The 17,532-nt window shown below is 65.6% G+C and carries 19 protein-coding genes; 12 read left to right on the plus strand and 7 right to left on the minus strand.

Going from position 1 to position 17,532, the window contains the following annotated elements; translation table 11 throughout:
- The first annotated feature begins 53 nt into the window (after window positions 1-53).
- From K3172_RS02885 to K3172_RS02905, 5 genes are all read left to right on the plus strand, one after another.
- Window positions 54-1,880, plus strand: a complete 1,827-nt coding sequence (locus K3172_RS02885) for an ABC transporter transmembrane domain-containing protein (RefSeq protein WP_221586961.1) — start codon at window positions 54-56, stop codon at window positions 1,878-1,880.
- Window positions 1,881-2,004: 124 nt separating this feature from the next.
- On the plus strand, window positions 2,005-4,146 hold the full coding sequence (locus K3172_RS02890; protein ID WP_221586962.1) for a M13 family metallopeptidase: 2,142 nt from the start codon (window positions 2,005-2,007) through the stop codon (window positions 4,144-4,146).
- A gap of 80 nt (window positions 4,147-4,226) precedes the next feature.
- Window positions 4,227-5,036, plus strand: coding sequence for an undecaprenyl-diphosphate phosphatase (locus K3172_RS02895; protein WP_221586963.1), 810 nt, complete (start codon window positions 4,227-4,229; stop codon window positions 5,034-5,036).
- 94 nt (window positions 5,037-5,130) lie between these two features.
- The gene (locus K3172_RS02900; RefSeq protein ID WP_221586964.1) at window positions 5,131-5,385 is read left to right on the plus strand and encodes a GlsB/YeaQ/YmgE family stress response membrane protein; all 255 of its coding nucleotides are present in this window, start codon (window positions 5,131-5,133) and stop codon (window positions 5,383-5,385) included.
- Between the two features lie 72 nt (window positions 5,386-5,457).
- Window positions 5,458-5,721, plus strand: a complete 264-nt coding sequence (locus tag K3172_RS02905) for a hypothetical protein (protein ID WP_221586965.1) — start codon at window positions 5,458-5,460, stop codon at window positions 5,719-5,721.
- A gap of 73 nt (window positions 5,722-5,794) precedes the next feature.
- On the opposite strand, the gene phhA is transcribed toward K3172_RS02905, so the two are convergent.
- The gene (gene phhA / locus K3172_RS02910; protein ID WP_221586966.1) at window positions 5,795-6,733 is read right to left on the minus strand and encodes a phenylalanine 4-monooxygenase; all 939 of its coding nucleotides are present in this window, start codon (window positions 6,731-6,733) and stop codon (window positions 5,795-5,797) included.
- Between the two features lie 47 nt (window positions 6,734-6,780).
- Here phhA and ppk2 point away from each other — a divergent pair, with 47 nt between their 5' ends.
- On the plus strand, window positions 6,781-7,560 hold the full coding sequence (ppk2, locus tag K3172_RS02915; protein ID WP_221586967.1) for a polyphosphate kinase 2: 780 nt from the start codon (window positions 6,781-6,783) through the stop codon (window positions 7,558-7,560).
- On the opposite strand, the gene K3172_RS02920 is transcribed toward ppk2, so the two are convergent.
- From K3172_RS02920 to K3172_RS02945, 6 genes are all read right to left on the minus strand, one after another.
- Window positions 7,557-8,411, minus strand: a complete 855-nt coding sequence (locus K3172_RS02920) for an HTD2 family dehydratase (RefSeq protein WP_221586968.1) — start codon at window positions 8,409-8,411, stop codon at window positions 7,557-7,559. The two genes, ppk2 and K3172_RS02920, sit on opposite strands and share 4 nt — an antisense overlap.
- A complete protein-coding gene (locus K3172_RS02925; RefSeq protein ID WP_221586969.1) occupies window positions 8,411-9,643 on the minus strand; it encodes an acetyl-CoA C-acetyltransferase in 1,233 nt (410 codons plus the stop codon). Before K3172_RS02925 ends, K3172_RS02920 begins: the two co-directional genes overlap by 1 nt.
- Window positions 9,640-10,896, minus strand: a complete 1,257-nt coding sequence (locus tag K3172_RS02930; protein ID WP_221586970.1) for a CoA transferase — start codon at window positions 10,894-10,896, stop codon at window positions 9,640-9,642. The genes K3172_RS02925 and K3172_RS02930 overlap by 4 nt, the downstream gene beginning before the upstream one ends.
- Window positions 10,897-11,044: 148 nt before the next feature.
- Complete coding sequence (locus tag K3172_RS02935; RefSeq protein ID WP_247717908.1) at window positions 11,045-12,241, minus strand: acyl-CoA dehydrogenase family protein; 1,197 nt, start codon at window positions 12,239-12,241, stop codon at window positions 11,045-11,047.
- Window positions 12,231-12,449 (minus strand): hypothetical protein, encoded by a 219-nt coding sequence (locus K3172_RS02940; protein ID WP_221586971.1) that lies wholly within the window; start codon window positions 12,447-12,449, stop codon window positions 12,231-12,233. Before K3172_RS02940 ends, K3172_RS02935 begins: the two co-directional genes overlap by 11 nt.
- Window positions 12,450-12,491: 42 nt before the next feature.
- Window positions 12,492-12,785, minus strand: a complete 294-nt coding sequence (locus tag K3172_RS02945) for a hypothetical protein (protein WP_221586972.1) — start codon at window positions 12,783-12,785, stop codon at window positions 12,492-12,494.
- A gap of 122 nt (window positions 12,786-12,907) precedes the next feature.
- On the opposite strand from K3172_RS02945, the gene recQ reads away from it, so the two are divergent.
- Genes recQ through K3172_RS02975 form a run of 6 tightly spaced genes read left to right on the plus strand, consistent with a single transcriptional unit; the run spans window position 12,908 to window position 17,517 of the window.
- On the plus strand, window positions 12,908-14,695 hold the full coding sequence (recQ, locus tag K3172_RS02950) for a DNA helicase RecQ (RefSeq protein ID WP_221586973.1): 1,788 nt from the start codon (window positions 12,908-12,910) through the stop codon (window positions 14,693-14,695).
- 59 nt (window positions 14,696-14,754) lie between these two features.
- Window positions 14,755-15,666 (plus strand): SPFH domain-containing protein, encoded by a 912-nt coding sequence (locus K3172_RS02955; RefSeq protein ID WP_247717909.1) that lies wholly within the window; start codon window positions 14,755-14,757, stop codon window positions 15,664-15,666.
- Between the two features lie 25 nt (window positions 15,667-15,691).
- On the plus strand, window positions 15,692-15,883 hold the full coding sequence (locus K3172_RS02960; protein WP_221586974.1) for a type II toxin-antitoxin system antitoxin: 192 nt from the start codon (window positions 15,692-15,694) through the stop codon (window positions 15,881-15,883).
- 1 nt (window position 15,884) lies between these two features.
- Window positions 15,885-16,154: a hypothetical protein gene (locus K3172_RS02965; protein ID WP_221586975.1), complete on the plus strand. Its 270-nt coding sequence runs from the start codon at window positions 15,885-15,887 to the stop codon at window positions 16,152-16,154.
- Between the two features lie 49 nt (window positions 16,155-16,203).
- The gene (locus K3172_RS02970; protein ID WP_247717910.1) at window positions 16,204-17,202 is read left to right on the plus strand and encodes a right-handed parallel beta-helix repeat-containing protein; all 999 of its coding nucleotides are present in this window, start codon (window positions 16,204-16,206) and stop codon (window positions 17,200-17,202) included.
- Window positions 17,203-17,253: 51 nt separating this feature from the next.
- Window positions 17,254-17,517, plus strand: a complete 264-nt coding sequence (locus tag K3172_RS02975; protein ID WP_221586976.1) for a DksA/TraR family C4-type zinc finger protein — start codon at window positions 17,254-17,256, stop codon at window positions 17,515-17,517.
- Window positions 17,518-17,532: the final 15 nt, after the last annotated feature.

A 17,532-nucleotide genomic window follows, 5' to 3' on the forward strand; every position in this document is an offset into this window, starting at 1 on the left:
GAACGGCGCCTTGCCCTGTGGATTTTCGGCCCGGTCGGACCTAGGTGGGGGTCATGGACGGGCAAATCGACGACAAGGCGCAAAAGCGCCGCCGCTTCGGGCGCAAAGGCAGGGCCGGCGAACCGCGCGAACGGTCGCTCAAGCCACTGCGCATGGTGTGGCAGTCGGCCACGAAATACCCGGGTCATGTCGCGCTGGCGGTGATCGCGCTATTCATCACCGCGGCCGCAACGCTGGCGATTCCGGCCGGGTTCAAGATGGTGATCGACAAGGGCTTCGCGGAAGGGGCCGATCCTGAAGCAATGGGCCGCTGGTTCCGCTATCTGCTGATGATCGTCGGCGTACTCGCGATAGGTACGGCCATGCGGTTCTATTTCGTCAGCTGGCTCGGCGAGCGTGTGGTCGCCGATATCCGTCTGCGCGTGCAGGAAAACCTGCTGCGGCTGGCACCGGGGTTCTACGAAGAGAACAGCCCCAAGGAAATTTCCAGTCGCATGACCAGCGATACGGCGCTGATCGAAACCGTTGTCGGCACAACCGTGTCGGTGGCGCTGCGCAACACGCTGATGGCCATCGGCGGGACGGCCTATCTCTTCTGGCTTGTGCCTAGCCTGACGCTGGGCCTGTTCCTGATCATCCCATGCGTCGTCGTTCCGATCACCTATTTCGGGCGGCGCCTGCGCAAGGTTAGCCGGACCAGCCAGGACCGGGTGGCCGATATCGGGGCGATGGTCACCGAAGTGCTCGGCGCGATGAAGATCGTCCAGGGCTTCAATCAGGAAACCCGCGAGCACCAGCGGTTCGAGGAAGCGGTAGAGCGAACGTTCAGCGTCGCCAAGCGCCGGGTGATCATCCGCGCGATCATGACCGCAGTCGTGATCCTGTGCGTTTTCGGCGGCATTACCATGCTGGTGTGGCGCGGCGCGGAAGCCGTGGGCGAAGGCACGATCTCCGGTGGCACCATCGCCGCTTTCGTCCTGACAGCCGGTCTGGTGGCGGGTGCGTTCGGTGCACTGACCGAGGTCTATGGCGACTTGCTGCGGGGCGCGGGAGCGGCGAGCCGCCTTGCCGAACTGCTCGAGGAAAAGCCGACCATCACCGCGCCGGCGCGGCCGCAGGCTTTGCCGGCACCACCGCGCGGCAGCCTGTCTTTTCGGAACGTTACCTTCCGCTATCCTACGCGGCTCGAAACCCCGGCGATCAGCGATTTCAGCCTCGAGGTCGAACCGGGCGAGACCGTCGCTATTGTCGGCCCCTCGGGCGCGGGCAAGTCGACCATATTCCAGCTCGCCGAACGGTTCTACGACCCGCAGGCGGGCTCGATCCGGCTCGACGGCGTGCCGCTGACCAGTGCCGATCCCGCGGAAATCCGCCGTCGCATGGCGTATGTCCCGCAGGAAGGGGTGCTGTTCAGCGCCAACGCCCGCGACAACCTGCGCTACGGCAACTGGGACGCGAGTGACGAGGATATCTGGGCCGCCGCGCGTGCCGCCAATGCAGCCGAGTTCCTCGAAAAGCTGCCGCAGGGTCTCGACACCTATCTCGGCGAAAGCGGCACGCAGCTTTCGGGCGGCCAGCGCCAGCGCATGGCGATCGCCCGTGCCCTGTTGCGCGATGCACCCATCCTGCTGCTCGACGAAGCGACCAGTGCGCTCGATGCGGAAAGCGAGAAGCTGGTGCAGGACGCGCTCGAGCACCTCATGGAAGACCGCACGACGCTTGTCATCGCCCACCGGCTCTCGACCGTTCGCGCTGCCGACCGGATCGTGGTCATGGAAGACGGGCGGATTGTCGAACAGGGTACGCACGACGCGCTCTCGGCCAACGGCGGCCTGTATGCTCGGCTCGCCAAGCTGCAATTCGTGCTCGAAGAGACCTGATTTCTCGGCCAATGACGTCACGAAGCCGATGAACGCCTTCGCGACTGCGGTGGATGGTGGTACCGCTGCGCCATTCTGATTCCGGCCCGTTCGGGCCGCGATCCTGTATTGGGAGACTGCATCGATGATCCGTAACCTGCTTGCCGTCGGCGCAAGCGCCCTGGCGCTTACCCTCGCGACGCCGGCTCTTGCCGACCACCACGAAGAAAAGAAGACTGAGCAAGCTACCCCGCTGCCGACGATGAGCTTCGGCACCTGGGGCTTCGATCCGGCCTCGCTCTCCCCTGACATCGATCCGGGTGACGACTTTTTCGCCTATGCCAACCAGAAGTGGCTCGACGAGAACCCGCTGCCGCCCGAATTCAGCCGCTTCGGTGCCTTCAACCTGCTGCGCGAGAAGTCGACCAGCGACGTCAAGGCTCTGGTGGACGAACTCAACGCCAAGGATCCCGCAACGCTGACTGCCGACGAGCAGCGCATCGTTGCGGTATATGATTCCTATCTCGATACGGCTGCGATCGATGCGAATGGCCTCGCGCAGGCGCAGCCCTACCTCAATCAGATCATTGCCGCGGATTCGCTCGACAAGCTGCTGACCTTGTGGGCCATGCCCGGCATGCCCTCGCCGCTCGGCGGCCAGGTCGAAGTCGATGCGAAAGAAACCGATCGCTACTCGGTCTATCTCGGCACCGGCGGGCTGGGCCTGCCCGATCGCGACTATTACACCGACACCACCGAAAAGGGCGAGAACATCAAGGCGAAGTACAGGGAGTACCTCGCCTTCCTGTTCGGCAAGGCCGGCTATGCCGATCCTGAAGCGGCCACCGCTGCAGTCTATGCCTTCGAAGACAAGATCGCCCGCAACGTTGCTTCCGACCGCGCGGCAAGCCGCAACGCGGATCTTTTCTACAGCCCGTTCACCCCGGCAGAGCTGTCGGATCTGGCCGGCGATTTCCCGTTGCAGACCATGATCAGTGCATCTGGCTTCGGCGATACCGATCGCTACATCGTCACCGACCTGAGGCCAAGCGCCGAACGCGCCAAGGAACTCGGCCTGACGGACGAAACCATGGCCAAGCTGGGTTCGGGTTTCGAAGGCATGCTCGAGCTGCTCGAGAACACCCCGGTCGCAACGCTGCAGGCTTGGACCATCAAGGAGTTCATGGAGAACAATTCCTCCATCCTCGGCTCGGAAATCGATGCGGCGGACTTCGCCTTCTTCGGCACGCTGCTAAACGGCACGCCCGAACAGCGCCCGCGCTGGAAGCGGGCGATCGGGGAGACGGAGAGCCTGTTCGGCGAACTGCTCGGCAAGTCGTATGCCGCGCGCTACTTCCCCCCGTCGAGCAAGGAATCGATGGAAGAGCTCGTCGCGAACCTGCGCAAGGCCATGGCTGCCTCGCTCGACGAAATCGACTGGATGGGCGACGCATCGAAGACGCAGGCCATGGCCAAGCTCGCCAGCTTCGACCCGAAGATCGGCTATCGCGACAATCTCGAGACCTACGAGGGCCTCGAAGTCGAGGCGGGCAATCCCCTGGCCAACCGGTTCGCGGCGGCCCGCTGGAACTGGCAGGACAATCTCGATAAGCTGGGCGAACCCATCGATCGCACCGAGTGGGGCATGCTGCCGCAGACGGTGAATGCCTATTACAACCCGCTCAAGAACGAGATCGTCTTCCCGGCGGGCATCCTGCAGCAGCCGTTTTTCGGGCCGGATGCGGACCTGGCCGTTAATTACGGCGCCATCGGCGGCGTGATCGGCCACGAAATGGGCCATGGATTCGACGACCAGGGTTCGAAGTTCGACGCCACCGGTGCGCTGCGCAACTGGTGGACCGACGAGGACCGCGCCAATTTCGACAAACTGACCGATGCGCTTGTCGCCCAGTACGACAAGTTCTGCCCGCTCGACGAAGGCAAGACCTGCGTCAACGGGCGCCTGACCCTTGGCGAGAATATCGGCGATCTCGGCGGGCTCAGCATGGCCTATCGCGCCTACAAGCTGGCAACCGCGGGCAAGGATGTGCCGGTGATCGACGGCCTGACCGGCGACCAGCGCTTCTTCCTTGCCTGGGCTCAGGTATGGCGCGCCACCCAGCGCGAAGACGCTCTTCGCCAGCAGCTGCGTACCGATCCGCACAGCCCGTCTTATTACCGGGTCAACGGCATCGTCCGCAATTTCGACGAGTGGTACGAGGCGTTCGGTATCACCCCGGACGACGAACTCTATCTGCCGCCGGAACAGCGCATTCGCATCTGGTAAGGCCGGTTCGTCGCTAAAACACCCGAAGGGCGGAGCAGGTCGCTTGACTTGCTCCGCCCTTTCTTCATGGACCGCCGCTAATGACTACGACCATAACTGCGATCCTGCTCGGCATCCTGGAAGGCCTGACGGAATTCCTGCCCGTTTCTTCGACGGGACACCTGATCCTTGCCCAAGGCTTCTTCGGTTACGATCCCGCACAATGGAGCCAGTTCAACGTCGTAATCCAGCTGGGCGCCATCCTCGCGGTCGTCGTGTCCTATCGTGCGCTGTTCTGGCAGATGGGAACCGGCTTTCTGCGGTGGGAACCCGCGTCGGTGCGCTTTGTGCGCAACATCGTGCTGGGCTTCCTGCCAGCGGCCATCATCGGCTTGCTCGCGAAGGACGCGATCGAGCTCATGCTGGGCAGTCCCGTGGTCGTGGCGGTTGCGCTGATCGTGGGCGGTATCGCGATCCTCGTGCTCGAAAAGATCATCCCGCCGGGCGAGGATACCGGTGTGGCGGCATTGTCCTGGAAGGTATGTCTGGCCATCGGGCTCGCTCAGTGTCTCGCCATGATCCCCGGAACCAGCCGCTCCGCATCGAGCATTCTCGGCGCGCTCGCGATGGGAGTGGGCCGCAAGACAGCTGCCGAGTTTTCCTTCTTCCTCGCCGTTCCCACCATGCTCGGAGCGGCAACGGTAAAGATCGCTGACGATCCGGCGATGTTCGCTGGAGGGTCGCTGATCGGATGGGATGAGATCGCCCTCGGCTTCACGGCCGCTTTTCTCACCGCTCTTGCGGTCATTCGCCTGTTTGTCGCCTACGTCGCAAGGCACGGCTTTTCACCGTTTGCTTGGTACCGGATCGCGCTGGGCAGCGTCGGCCTGTACTGGTTCGTCCTGGCCTGATTGCGCCATCCGCGGTCTTTTTTTTGACACAAACGCGGAACCATAGCGCGTTCGGGGATTTGATGTCCGGAGAACGAGTATTGGGGATTGTCCGATGGGCCTTTTGATTCTGATCGTCGTAGGAGCCGTCCTCGGATGGCTGGCGACGATCATCCTGCGTATCGAAGACGGGCGCGGCATTCTTGCCAATGCTGGTGCTGGTGTCGTCGGTTCGCTGGTCGCCGGCCTGGTCGGCGGAAACGGCTCGATCTTCGGTGCGGTCAGCGGCATTGCCCTGTTGTGGGCCGTGCTGGGGGCCGTTATCGCGGTCGGGGTCCTGAACCTGGTTCGGCAGCGCGCGTTGCGCTGATCCCTAGTTCCATATTTACCACAGAGGAGTTCCGGGGGGAAACCCGGCTCCCAATTCAAGGGGAAGTACACCATGAAGTTCAACAAGCTTACTCTCGTCGCTTCGGCTGCCGCTCTTAGCCTCGGTGTCGCTGCATGTGACGGCGCAAACGAAAATGCCATGGAAGACGCCGGCGAACAGCAGGCCGAAGTCGTGAACGAGCAGGCCGAAGCCATGGAAGACGCCGGCCAGATCACCGACGCCCAGGAAGACGCCATGACCGACGCTGCCGAAGACCAGGCCGACGCCATGGAAGAACAGGGCGAAGCGATGGACGAAACGGCTCCCGCCGAATAATCGCCCGCATCGAAGTCGAAAAGAAAACGGCCCGGGAGCGATCCCGGGCCGTTTTTCTGTGGCGGGCGGGCAATCAGACGGGCTTTGCGCCGCTCCCGCGTCCGCCGCGCAGCGTATATTCGAGCGTGCCCTCGTTCACCACGTAATCGACGTCGATCACCGCGGTATTGGCATAGGTGAAACCGGGGCCGAGGTGCCGGTAGAGCTTGTCGAAATCGCGTTCTACCGTCTGGCGGTAAAGATCCTCGAAGGTCTCGATCACGAAGTATGTCGGCTGCAGGTCGCTGATCACGTAATCGGTGCGCATGACCCGGTCGACATTCAGCATGATCCGGTTGGGGCTCTGTGCCTCGGTCGCGTAGACCACTTCAGTAGGGCCCGAGAGAATCCCGGCACCATAGGCCTTGATCCCGTCCTGCTCCTGGATCAGCCCGAACTCGACCGTGTACCAGTAGAGGGAGCCGAGCGCCTTCAGCCGGTTGTAGCGCATCGCCTTCCACCCGGCGCGGCCATATTCCTGCATGTAATCCGCATAGACCGGGTCGGTCAGCATCGGCACGTGGCCGAAGACGTCGTGGAAGACGTCGGGCTCCTGGATGTAATCGAAGGTCTCGCGCGTGCGGATGAAATTGCCTGCCGGGAACCGCCGGTTGGCGAGGTGCCAGAAGAACACGTGATCGGGGATCAGCATCGGCACCGGCACGACGGTCCATCCGGTCAGCGCGTTCAGATCCTCCGACAGCTTGCCGAATTCGGGAACGCCGCCGCGGTCGAGATTGAGTTTCTGCAGGCCGGCCATGAACGCGCTCGCCGCGCGGCCCGGCAGGACCTCCATCTGGCGGGCGAACAGGTCGTTCCAGATTGCGTCGTCGTCGCTATCGTAGACTTTCTGCTTGGGCTCGAGCCAGTCGTCGCCGACATGCTCGGGCTTTTTCAGCGGTGCGGTGAAGACATCCGCCGGAAGATCGGGCAGACGGCTAAAGTCCTGTTCGGGTTCTGCAAGTGTCGCCATATCGTTGCCGATGATACTAGCTTTCGGCGCGGCGCACAAATCGGGAGATGGAGCCGATGAATCGCAAGGAATACGAAGCCGTGCTCGATCCGATGGAGGAAGAACTCGTCGGCATGGCGCGCTGGGCGCGCAGCACCGGCCAGCGGATCGTGGTGATCTTCGAAGGGCGCGATACGGCCGGCAAGGGCGGCGCCATCCAGGCGGTGCGGGAGCGGCTCAATCCCCGCCAGTGCCGCACGGTTGCGCTGTCGAAGCCGACCGAGGCTGAACAGACCCAGTGGTACTTCCAGCGCTATGTCGCGCACCTGCCGAGCGCGGGCGAGATCGTCCTGTTCGACCGCAGCTGGTACAACCGCGCGGGCGTCGAGCGGGTGATGGGTTATGCCAGCGAGGCGCAGGTCGAGGCTTTCCTGGAACAGGCGCCGACCTTCGAGAAGATGCTGGTCGAGGACGGCATCCTGCTGTTCAAATACTGGCTCGCGGCAGACCAGGCGCAGCAGGAAGAGCGGTTGCGCGAGCGGCTGGAGGACCCCCTCAAACGGTGGAAGCTGTCGCCCGTGGATCTCGCCGCGCGCGACAAATACGATGCCTATACCCAAGCGCGCGAGGCGATGCTTAAGGCGACGCATACCGAGTGGGCACCGTGGACGCTGGTCGATTTCAACGACCAGAAGCGCGGGCGGCTGACGCTGGTGCGCGACCTGTTGGACCGCCTGCCCGACCTGCAAGTCGAGCCCGTGCCGATCGACTTCCCCGAGTTGGGGCGCGAACCGCAAGCCGAGCGGTATTCGGTGCTGAAGCCGATCGCGCCGTTCCCGATTCCCTAGGCGAGCGAGGCGCGCGCCTTCAGGCACTCGCGCCCGTCGGACGCGATAGCCGCCATCTCGATTCCGGCACTTTCCTGCCGCATGACGAGGTGGAGCGGCTCGTCCGCGATCGCCGGGCTCATCGCGCGGAAGCCGAACCCGGCCAGGCGGTTCTCGCCGAACTCGGCGGCAGCCAGCTGGAGCAGCAGGCTCGCCATCAGGGGCCCATGGACCACCAACCCGCGATAGCGTTCCACCTCCTGCGCATAGGGCGCATCGTAGTGGATGCGGTGCGTGTTGAAGGTCAGCGCCGAATAGCGGAACAGCAGGCGAGGGTCGGGGGTGATCTCCCTGTGCGCGTCCCAGCCCGACGAATCGAAGCGCCCTTCGCCCGGCGGCGGGGGCTGGAGCGGGGCATCGGCAGTGGCCGCCTCGCGATAGACCAGCGTCTGGCGTTCGTTCACGGCCAGCGCGCCATTCGCGCGGGTTTCGTGCTCGATTTCGACGAACACGAGCGTGCCGCTGCGCCCGCTCTTTTCCTCGATCGCCGCGATGCGCGAGGTCCGCTCGATCGCGTCGCCGATGGCCAATGGCTGGTGGAAGCGCATGTTGCTCGAGGCCCACATGCGGCGCGGCAAGGGAACCGGCGGCAGGAACCCGTCGGGGTTGTCGTCGCGCAGCGGATGGCCGTCCTCGCCGAGTGCTGCGGTGGGTGCCTCGGGTGTGCAGAGGCACAAATGGATACCCTGCGGCATGCGACCGCTGTCCGGGACATCGCGGTCAAGCGTCGCTGCCCAGCGCGCGGCAAGGGCGGAGTCGAGCGTGTCGCGGGCGACCTGTTCGCGCCCGAGCCAGTCGTTCCAGGTGCCCATCAGGCGGCGCGTTCGAACACGGCGGCCATACCCTGCCCGCCCCCGATGCACATGGTCTCTAGGCCATAGCGCGAACCCCGCCGCTGCATCTCGTGCGCCATGTCGGCGAGAATGCGGATTCCGGTCGCGCCGATCGGGTGGCCGAGCGAGATGCCCGAGCCGTTGACGTTGACGATCTCGCGGCGGCTATCGTCATCGGCAAAGCCCCAGCCCTTGAGCACCGCGAGCGCCTGCGGGGCGAAGGCCTCGTTCAATTCGATGAGGTCAATGTCGTCCCAACCCAGCCCATTGCGCGCGAACAGCCGCTCGACCGCCGGGACCGGGCCGATGCCCATGCGGCTGGGATCGCAGCCCGCCGCGCTCCACGAATGGAACCACAGGATCGGTTCGAGCCCGAGTTCGGCAACCTTGTCCTCCGCCACGACGAGGCAGGCCGCCGCGGCGTCGTTCTGCTGGCTGGCGTTGCCTGCCGTCACGATGGCATCGGGGTCGCGCTTGAGGTCGATGGCGCGCAAGGTGCCCAGCGTCTCCAAGCTCGCATCGGGGCGGAAGCCTTCGTCCTTGGCGAAGACGAGCGGATCGCCCTTGCGCTGCGGGATTTCGACCGGAACAAGTTGCTCGTCGAATTTGCCCTCCTCCCACGCGCGCGTCGCATTCCGGTGGCTGCGCACGGCAAAGGCATCGGCTTCCTCGCGGGTGATGCCATAATCCTTGGCGAGATTCTCCGCCGTCTCGATCATGCCGGTGATGACGCCGTAGCGTTCGATCGGCTGGCTCATCAGGCGGCCACGCGTGAGGCGGTCCCATAGCTGCATGTCGCCCATCCGCACGCCATTGCGCACCGCAGTCGTGTAATGCTCGACGTTCGACATGCTCTCTACGCCGCCCGCGAGCACGCAGTCCGCAACGCCGGTCTGGACCATCATCGCCGCCGTCGCGACAGCCTGCAGGCCCGAACCGCAGCGCCGATCGAGCTGGAAGCCGGGCACCTCCTCCGGGTAGCCCGCTGCGAGCCAGCTCCAGTGGCCGATCGCGGGTGCCTCGCCGCTGCCGTAACCTTGCGAAAACACGACGTCGTCGACGCGGGTCGGATCGATGCCGCTGCGCTCGACCAGCGCCTTGATGATGATGGCGCCAAGCTGCCCGGCCTCGAGCGGGGCGAGGCTGCCGAGAAAGCGTCCGACGGGGGTTCTCAAGGGCTTGCAGATGGCAACGCGGCGGTTTGATGTCATGGCATGATCCTGGTCTTGGAATAGTCGTGGCCCTCGTCGCTCGGGGCGGCGATGCCGCGCTCCACGAGCTTGCCGATGGCTCCGGATGAAAGGCCCAGCGTGTCGGCGAGAACTTCCTCGGTGTGTTCGCCGAGATAGGGCGCGCGCCTGGGTTCGCCGCGCGGCTTGTCGGGCATGTTGGCGAAGCTGCGCGCCACCGGGTAGTCGAAGCCGCTGGGGTTGTCGGGCGTGCGCCCGAACAGCGGGTTGGTGTCGACCAGCACCGGATCCTTCGAGGCCTCGTAAGGCGTGCGATACCGTTCATACGTCGTGCCCGCGGCGGCCATGCGTTTCTCGAGCTCGGCATAGTCGTGCCGGCTCGCTACGGCCTGGAACAGGGCCAGCAACCGGTCGCGATGCTGGAAGCGCGGCGTGTCGCCTTCGGCGAAGCGCACGCCGAGCTCGGCTTCCAGCGCGGCGATCTCGTCCGCCAGCCCGAAGGCCTCGACGATGCCGTCCCACTGCTTGGCGGTGAGCGCGGCGACCATGAAGCGCACCCCGTCCCGTGTGATCATGTCGCTGCCGAACGCGCCCCAGATCGCATTGCCGAGTCGCTCGCGGTCGCCGCCGCGGAACAGCATCTCGGCCATGGTGCCCGAATTCGCCAGCGTCCCGATCGCCACGTCGCCCAGCGGGACGCGGATTTCCGCGCCTTCGCCAGTGGCGTCACGGTGCCGCAGCGCCGCAAGCAGGGTGAAGGCGCAATAGGCTCCGGTCAGGAAGTCCCAGGCGGGCATGAGCTGGTTGACCGGCGGCGCAGTCGCAGGGTCCCAGTCGGCCGGCCCGGTCATCAGCGGATAGCCGGCGGCGGCATTGACGGTGAAATCCATCGCCTGCCTGCCGTCGTGCCAGCCCATGATGCGGACCGAGACCATGTCCTCGCGCCCCTTCGCCATCGCGGCGTGGCTGAGGAAGCTCTTTTCGGGCAGGTTGGTGACGCATTGGCCGATCTTGCTGGCGAGTTCGACGCATAGTTCGCGCCCTTCGCCGCTGCGCAGGTCCAGCGCGACGGACTTCTTGGTACGGTTGAGGTTTTCCCACGCCAGCGAACGGCCGTTGTCCGCCAGCATGAAACGGTCGTAATCGAGCCCGCCTTCCTTGTGGTCGACGCGGATCACCTCCGCACCGAACTGCCCGCAATAGAGGCCGACGGTGGGCGAGGCCACGAAGCTCGAGACCTCGAGGATGCTCAGACCCTTGAGAAAGTCGTACATCAGCGAGTCCCTGTTGCGTGCGGGTCCGACATCCGTCCGACCCTTGCTGCGCCATCCCACGCCCCCTCCATGCCACCCATAGAATACCGTGCCGTGGGTGGCCGGGAGGGGGCGTGGGATGGCACAGCCGAGCCGTCAGGCGAGCAGATCAAAGACCGCTCGCGAAATCGCGCAGCATGTGCTTGGCGATCTGCAGCTGGAGGATCTGCGTCGTGCCTTCGTAGATGCGGTAGATGCGTGCATCGCGGAAGAAGCGTTCGGCGTCATATTCGGCGAGATAGCCCGCCCCGCCGTAGATCTGCACCACGCGGTCGACCACGCGGCCGCACATTTCGGATGCGAAGACCTTGAAGGCGGCAGCGTGCTTGACCGTGTTCTCGCCGCGATCGACGCGGGCGGTGACGTCGGCCATCATGGCTTCGGCGGCGTAGATCTCGGTCCAGCTTTCGCTCAGCATCTGCTGGATCAGCTGGAAGTTCGCGATCGGCTCGCCGAAGGCCTTGCGTTCGTTGGCATAGCGTAGCGCGGAATCGAGTGCGCGTCGCGCGTAGCCGGTCGAAGCGGCTCCCACCGAGATGCGGCCGTTGTCGAGGCTCATCATCGCGAAGCGGAAGCCCTGGCCGGTTTCCCCACCCAGCAGTGCGTCGCCCGGGACATGGACGTCATCGAGCATGACATCGGAGATATGGCTGCCCGACTGGCCCATCTTCTTGTCGGGGCTGGAGGTCGATACGCCCGGCGTGTCCATCGGCACGATGAAGGCGGAGACATGCGCGTTCTTGGGCAGCGCATCCTTCTCTGTGCGCGCCATGATCAGGCCGACATCGGCATGCGGCGCGTTGGTGATGTAACGCTTGGTTCCGTTAAGGATCCAGCCGTTGCCGTCCGGGTCCGGACGCGCGATGGTTGCCATCGCTGCGCTGTCGCTGCCCGAGCCCGGTTCGGTTAGGCCGAAGCAGGCGATCGCGCCGGCGGCGATCTTCGGCCACCATTCGGCCTTCTGCGCTTCGGTGCCGCCATTCTTGATCGCCGAATTGAACATGCCGACATTGATCGAGAAGATCGAACGGAAGGCGGGCGCGGCATAGGCCATCGCGTGCACCACCTTGGCATATTGCGTGCAATTGAGGCCCGCGCCGCCGAACTCTTCGGGCACGGTCAGGCCGAACAGGCCCATGTCCTTCATTTCGGCGACGATGTCGGCCGGGATCGCGTCGTTCTCGATCACGTCCCTTTCCGCCGGGATTAGGCGTTCGCGGACGTAGCGGTTCAGCTGGTCGAGAAACTGGTCGAAGATATCCGCGTCCATGCCGGGGTTGGGGCCGGGGTCGGGTTCATTGCTCATCTTCGTTGTCCTCTTCGGCTGCGGTGCCGGTTTCATCCTGCGGAGCGAGCGCCTCGGGAGGCAGGCGGCGCTGTTCGATCATCTCGGCCGCATCGTCCAGCGCTTGCTGCTCGGTCGCGGAAATGGGATCGACCGCTTCCGGCTGATCGCCGGAACAGGCCGCGAGCAGCCCGAGTGCGGGCAGGGCGAGAGCCAGACGGATGGTCATGTCATGCAAAAAGGGCGGGCATTGCGCCCGCCCTCATGGATCTCAGTTTTCGAGATCATCGGCCATGGCATCCATGGCGGCTTCGGCGGTCGCGGCGGCATTGTCGCCCGCTTCCTGAATGCTGGCGGCCTCGGTCGCCTCCGTGTCCTCGCCCGCTTCGACATCGGCTTCGGTTGCGGAAGCATCCTCGACCGGCTCGGCATCGACATCGACCAGCGCTTCGTCTGCGGCGACTTCGACGGTGTCGGCTTCGGCTTCGGTCGATGCGTCGTCGGCGCTGCCACAGGCGGCGAGGGCCATGCTGGCGGCGGCGGCAAGGGCGATACGGAACTTCATGTCGGGCTCTCCTGACGAAATGACTGTGTGCGCCGCTCTAAAGCGCGACTTACGCGTGCGGGGCAAGGGGAAAATCGCCCGCCAGCGGTTGCGCCGCGGCAGCGCGACGGCGATCAGGGGCCATGGTCGCGACCCTGTCCCCTCCGCTCGAGTCCGCCCGCGAGCAGCTCAAGGCCGTATTCGGCTTCGACGAATTCCGCGGCCGGCAGGCAGAAGTGGTGGAGCGGGTGCTCGACGGTCGCTCGACCCTCGCCGTCATGCCTACGGGGGCGGGCAAGTCGCTGACCTACCAACTGCCGGCGACCATGCTGCACGGCACCTGCGTGGTCATCAGCCCGCTGATCGCGCTGATGCACGACCAGCTGCGCTCGGCGCGGGCCAACGGCATCCGGGCGGCGACGCTGACGAGCGCCGATGCCGACCGGCGCGAGACGCAGGCCGCTTTCCGTGCGGGCGAACTTGACTTGCTCTATGTCGCGCCCGAGCGGGCGAGCCAGCCGGCTTTCCTGGATTTCCTGACCGCAGCCCCGCTGGCGCTGTTCGCGGTGGACGAGGCGCATTGCGTCTCCGAATGGGGCCACGACTTCCGGCCCGATTACCGCCTGCTGCGCGGGTTGATGGACGCCTTCCCCGATGTCCCCCGCCTTGCGCTGACCGCGACGGCAGACCAGCAGACCCGCGCCGATGTGATGGCACAGCTGGGTATCCCGGGGGACGGGCTGGTGCTGGCCGGCTTCGACCGGCCGAATATCCGCTACGCCATCCGCCATCGCGACAATCCGGTACGCCAGCTGGCGGTGCTGATGGCGGAGCAGCCGGGACCCGGCATCGTCTATGCGCCGACCCGCCGCAAGGTCGAGGATCTGGCGGAAAAGCTCGCGGCGGCGACCGGGCGGCCGGTGCTGCCCTATCATGCCGGTCTCGATCCGGAAGTGCGCGCGGCCAACCAGTCGGCCTTCGTCGCGAGCGAGGATATGGTGATCGTCGCGACGGTCGCCTTCGGCATGGGGATCGACAAGCCCGACGTCCGCTTTGTCGCCCATGTCGGCGTGCCCAAGTCGATCGAGGGCTATTACCAGGAGACCGGCCGCGCGGGACGCGACGGCGATCCGGCGCGCGCGACGATGTTCTGGGGCGCGGGCGATTTCGCCACCGCGCGCCAGCGGCTGGCCGAGGTGGACGAGGCGCGGCGCGGGGCGGAGATCGCGCGGCTGAATGCACTCGCCGGGCTGGTCGAGACGGCGGAGTGCCGCCGCGCCGTGTTGCTGCGGCATTTCGGCGAGGACCCGCCCGCCGAATGCGGCAATTGCGACAATTGTCTCGAAAAGCCGGGCGTCACCGACGTGACCGAGCTTGCGCGCAAGCTGCTGTCCGCCGTTTACCGCACCGGCCAGAGCTTCGGCATGGGGCATTTGCAGAAAGTCCTGACCGGCAGCGGGGACGAGCGCGTGCGCCAGCGCGGGCACGACCGCCTGAGCGTGTTCGGCATCGTCGAGGGCGAGGATGCGCGCCTGCTCCAGCCGTTGGCGAGAGCCTTGCAGGCGCGCGGCGACCTCGTCGCGACCGAGCATGGCGGGCTGGCGCTGGGCGGATCGGCGCGGGCGATCCTCAAGGGCGATGCGAAGGTGGAGATCGTCCTGCCGCCCAAGCGCGAGCGGCGTGGGCGCGGTGGCGGAGGTGCTTCCAACCCGGTCGGCGATCCCCTGTTCGATGCCTTGCGCGAATTGCGCCGCGAATTGGCGATCGAGGGGCAGGTGCCGCCCTATGTCATTTTCCACGATGCGACCCTGCGCGAAATGGCCGCAGCGCGCCCTGCAACGCTTGCACAATTGGCTCAACTCCCCGGGGTCGGGGCAAAAAAGCTCGAAGCCTATGGAGAGCCGTTCCTGCGGGCGATCGCCCGCCATTGACGTCCCCCGCTCCGCGATATAAAGATGATATCATAATTATATCGGAGGAATGATTCGTCATGACCATGGAACTGAAGGGGATGAAGACGAGCCGCGAAGTGCCGGCCTCGTCCTACAACGGCTACATCATGCTGATCGTGCTCGTCGCGCTGCTGGCGTTCGCGGCGATCGCCCTGCCCGGCATGGTGCCCGCCTCCGGTGCCGCCAAGGCGGCCAAGCTGATGTTCGTCGGCACGCTGGTCCTGACCATCATCGGCCTGTGCATCGTCGCGGCGGGCTTTTTCATGATCCAGCCTAACCAGGCGGCGGTGATCACGCTGTTCGGCGAATACAAGGGCAGCGAGCGGACCGAGGGGCTGCGCTGGGTCTGGCCGTGGATGGGGCGCAGCAAGGTTTCCGCGCGCGCACACAACATCCATTCGGAGCGGGTGAAGATCAACGATCTGCGCGGCAACCCGATCGAGATCGCTTGCAACGTCGTGTGGCGCGTGCAGGATACCGCGCAAGCGAGTTTCGACGTGGACGACTACAAGGAGTTCGTCGAGATCCAGATCGAGGCAGGGCTGCGCACCGTTGGTTCGCGCCACCCTTATGACGACTTCGAGAACGAGGAAGTCACGCTGCGCGGGAGCGGCGATGTGGTCAATCGCGAGTTGCTCGAGGAGCTCAACGACCGCCTCAAGGTCGCGGGTATCGTGGTCGACGAGGCGGGTCTCACCCACCTTGCCTATGCGCCGGAGATCGCCAGCGCCATGCTCAAGCGCCAGCAGGCCGACGCGATCATCGCGGCGCGGGCCAAGATCGTGCTCGGCGCGGTCGGCATGGTCGAGGACGCGCTGACCAAGCTGAGTGCCGACGGGATCGTCGACATGGACGACGAACGGCGCGCGGCCATGGTGTCGAACCTGATGGTGGTGCTGTGCGGCGAACGCGAAGCGCATCCCGTCGTCAACGCCGGTTCGCTGTACTGATCTGGCGGCACGCGGAGCAGGTTCGATGCAGAAGAAGGCCTTTGCCCTCCGTCTCGATCCGGCGGTCCATGCCGCGATCGAGCGGCTGGCGGCGGCCGAATTGCGCAGCGCCAATGCGCAGATCGAGATGCTGCTGCGCGAGGCGCTGGCGAAGCGCGGCGTGGACGTCCCGAAGAGCAAGCCACCGAGGCGCGGCAGGCCGGCGAAGGAGGATTGAGATGACCGAGAAACACGACAAGGCCTGGTTCGCGCAGAAAACCCACGGCTATGGCGCCGGCCTGCCGATCGCGTGGCAAGGGTGGGCTATACTGGCGGCCTATGTCGGCATCGTGCTGCTGTCGGGTCTGCTCATCGAATGGGACCGTGAGGTGGGGCTGCCGGCCGCGATCGCCATCATGCTGCTGTCCACCGTGCTGTTCACTGTCGTTTGCGCCGCCAAGACACGTGGCGGCTGGCGCTGGCGGTGGGGCGGGGACAAAGAGCGCTGACGGCGAATCTCTTGTCGGGCCGTTAACCAATCCGCGCTATGGCGTCCCGATGGACATGCCCATCGCCTCGCCCATCATTTCGCATAGCGATCGCACGCCGCGCTGGCTGGTGGCCGGGGTCGCAGGCTTCGCCCTTGCCATCATCCCGCTCGCTGCCGTCATGGCGCAAGAGCCGGCCGAAGCGCCGTTCACTGTCGCGGAAACGGGCCAGGCCTTCGGTTCGCTGCAACAGGCGGTCGACGCGGTCGGCGACGGCGAGGGCACCATCGTGGTCGCGCCGGGCAACTGGCGTGAATGCGCGGTCCAGAGCGCGGGGATCATCACCTACCGTGGCGCCGTTCCCGGGGAATCGCTACTCGGCGGCACCGCCTGCGAAGGCAAGGCGCTGCTCGTGTTGCGCGGTCGCGGTGCGCGGGTCGAAGGCCTTGTGCTGGCCGACGTGTCGGTGGGGGACGGCAACGGCGCGGGCATCCGGCTCGAGCAGGGGCCGCTCTCCGTCTCGCAGACCTGGTTCCGCGACAGCCAGCAAGGCATCCTCACGGTCAACGGGGTCGAGAGCGAAATGGTGATCGACAAGTCGACCTTCACCAGGCTCGGCACCTGCGAGCATTCGGCCGGCTGCGCCCATTCGATCTATGCCGGCGACTATGGCAGCGTCACCGTAACACGCTCGCGTTTCGAACAGGGGCGCGGCGGGCACTATTACAAGTCGCGCGCGGGCCGGAACGTCGTCGTCGACAACAGCTTCGACGATGCGCACGGACGCGGCACCAATTACATGATCGACCTGCCCAACGGCGGCGGCGGCGAGATCCGCAACAACTGGTTCGTGCAGGGCGAGGACAAGGAAAACTGGTCCGCCTTCATCGCCATCGGGGCGGAAAGCCCGCAATACAGCGCCGACGGGCTGGTTATCGAAGGCAATGACGCGCGTCTCGCGCCGGGCCTCAGCCGCAATCCCGCCTTCGTGGCGGACTGGACCGGCGACGCGATCGCAATCGGCGAGAACGCGCTGGGCGTGGGCCTCAAGCGGTACGAACGACGCTGATGCGAAACCTCTGCCTGCCCGCTTCGTTGGGCAGGTGAAGGAGCTTTCACGATGGCCGGTGGCTGGGCGCGCGATGGCGCGGTGCAGGACCAGATCGACGATACCGTCAGCGACGCGGTGAGCGCCGCCCGCGCACGCATGCCGCAGGGCGAGAGCGCGGAGTATTGCGACGAGTGCGGCGAGCCGATCCCCGAGAAGCGGCGCGCGGCCCTGCCCGGGGTGCGCACCTGCGTGGAATGCCAATCGGCGCGCGACAGCGCGGTGCGGCAGAGCGGCATCAACCGGCGCGGCAGCAAGGATAGCCAGTTGCGCTGACCGGTCGCAGCCGCC

The organism is Qipengyuania proteolytica (assembly GCF_019711565.1).
Lineage (GTDB): Bacteria > Pseudomonadota > Alphaproteobacteria > Sphingomonadales > Sphingomonadaceae > Qipengyuania > Qipengyuania proteolytica.

Coding starts and splice junctions, on each gene's coding strand:
- K3172_RS02885 (WP_221586961.1), top strand. CDS start 54: ATGGACGGGCAAATCGACGACAAGGCGCAAAAGCGCCGCCGCTTCGGG.
- K3172_RS02890 (WP_221586962.1), top strand. CDS start 2,005: ATGATCCGTAACCTGCTTGCCGTCGGCGCAAGCGCCCTGGCGCTTACC.
- K3172_RS02895 (WP_221586963.1), top strand. CDS start 4,227: ATGACTACGACCATAACTGCGATCCTGCTCGGCATCCTGGAAGGCCTG.
- K3172_RS02900 (WP_221586964.1), top strand. CDS start 5,131: ATGGGCCTTTTGATTCTGATCGTCGTAGGAGCCGTCCTCGGATGGCTG.
- K3172_RS02905 (WP_221586965.1), top strand. CDS start 5,458: ATGAAGTTCAACAAGCTTACTCTCGTCGCTTCGGCTGCCGCTCTTAGC.
- phhA (WP_221586966.1), bottom strand. CDS start 6,733: ATGGCGACACTTGCAGAACCCGAACAGGACTTTAGCCGTCTGCCCGAT.
- ppk2 (WP_221586967.1), top strand. CDS start 6,781: ATGGAGCCGATGAATCGCAAGGAATACGAAGCCGTGCTCGATCCGATG.
- K3172_RS02920 (WP_221586968.1), bottom strand. CDS start 8,411: ATGGGCACCTGGAACGACTGGCTCGGGCGCGAACAGGTCGCCCGCGAC.
- K3172_RS02925 (WP_221586969.1), bottom strand. CDS start 9,643: ATGACATCAAACCGCCGCGTTGCCATCTGCAAGCCCTTGAGAACCCCC.
- K3172_RS02930 (WP_221586970.1), bottom strand. CDS start 10,896: ATGTACGACTTTCTCAAGGGTCTGAGCATCCTCGAGGTCTCGAGCTTC.
- K3172_RS02935 (WP_247717908.1), bottom strand. CDS start 12,241: ATGAGCAATGAACCCGACCCCGGCCCCAACCCCGGCATGGACGCGGAT.
- K3172_RS02940 (WP_221586971.1), bottom strand. CDS start 12,449: ATGACCATCCGTCTGGCTCTCGCCCTGCCCGCACTCGGGCTGCTCGCG.
- K3172_RS02945 (WP_221586972.1), bottom strand. CDS start 12,785: ATGAAGTTCCGTATCGCCCTTGCCGCCGCCGCCAGCATGGCCCTCGCC.
- recQ (WP_221586973.1), top strand. CDS start 12,908: ATGGTCGCGACCCTGTCCCCTCCGCTCGAGTCCGCCCGCGAGCAGCTC.
- K3172_RS02955 (WP_247717909.1), top strand. CDS start 14,755: ATGACCATGGAACTGAAGGGGATGAAGACGAGCCGCGAAGTGCCGGCC.
- K3172_RS02960 (WP_221586974.1), top strand. CDS start 15,692: ATGCAGAAGAAGGCCTTTGCCCTCCGTCTCGATCCGGCGGTCCATGCC.
- K3172_RS02965 (WP_221586975.1), top strand. CDS start 15,885: ATGACCGAGAAACACGACAAGGCCTGGTTCGCGCAGAAAACCCACGGC.
- K3172_RS02970 (WP_247717910.1), top strand. CDS start 16,204: ATGGACATGCCCATCGCCTCGCCCATCATTTCGCATAGCGATCGCACG.
- K3172_RS02975 (WP_221586976.1), top strand. CDS start 17,254: ATGGCCGGTGGCTGGGCGCGCGATGGCGCGGTGCAGGACCAGATCGAC.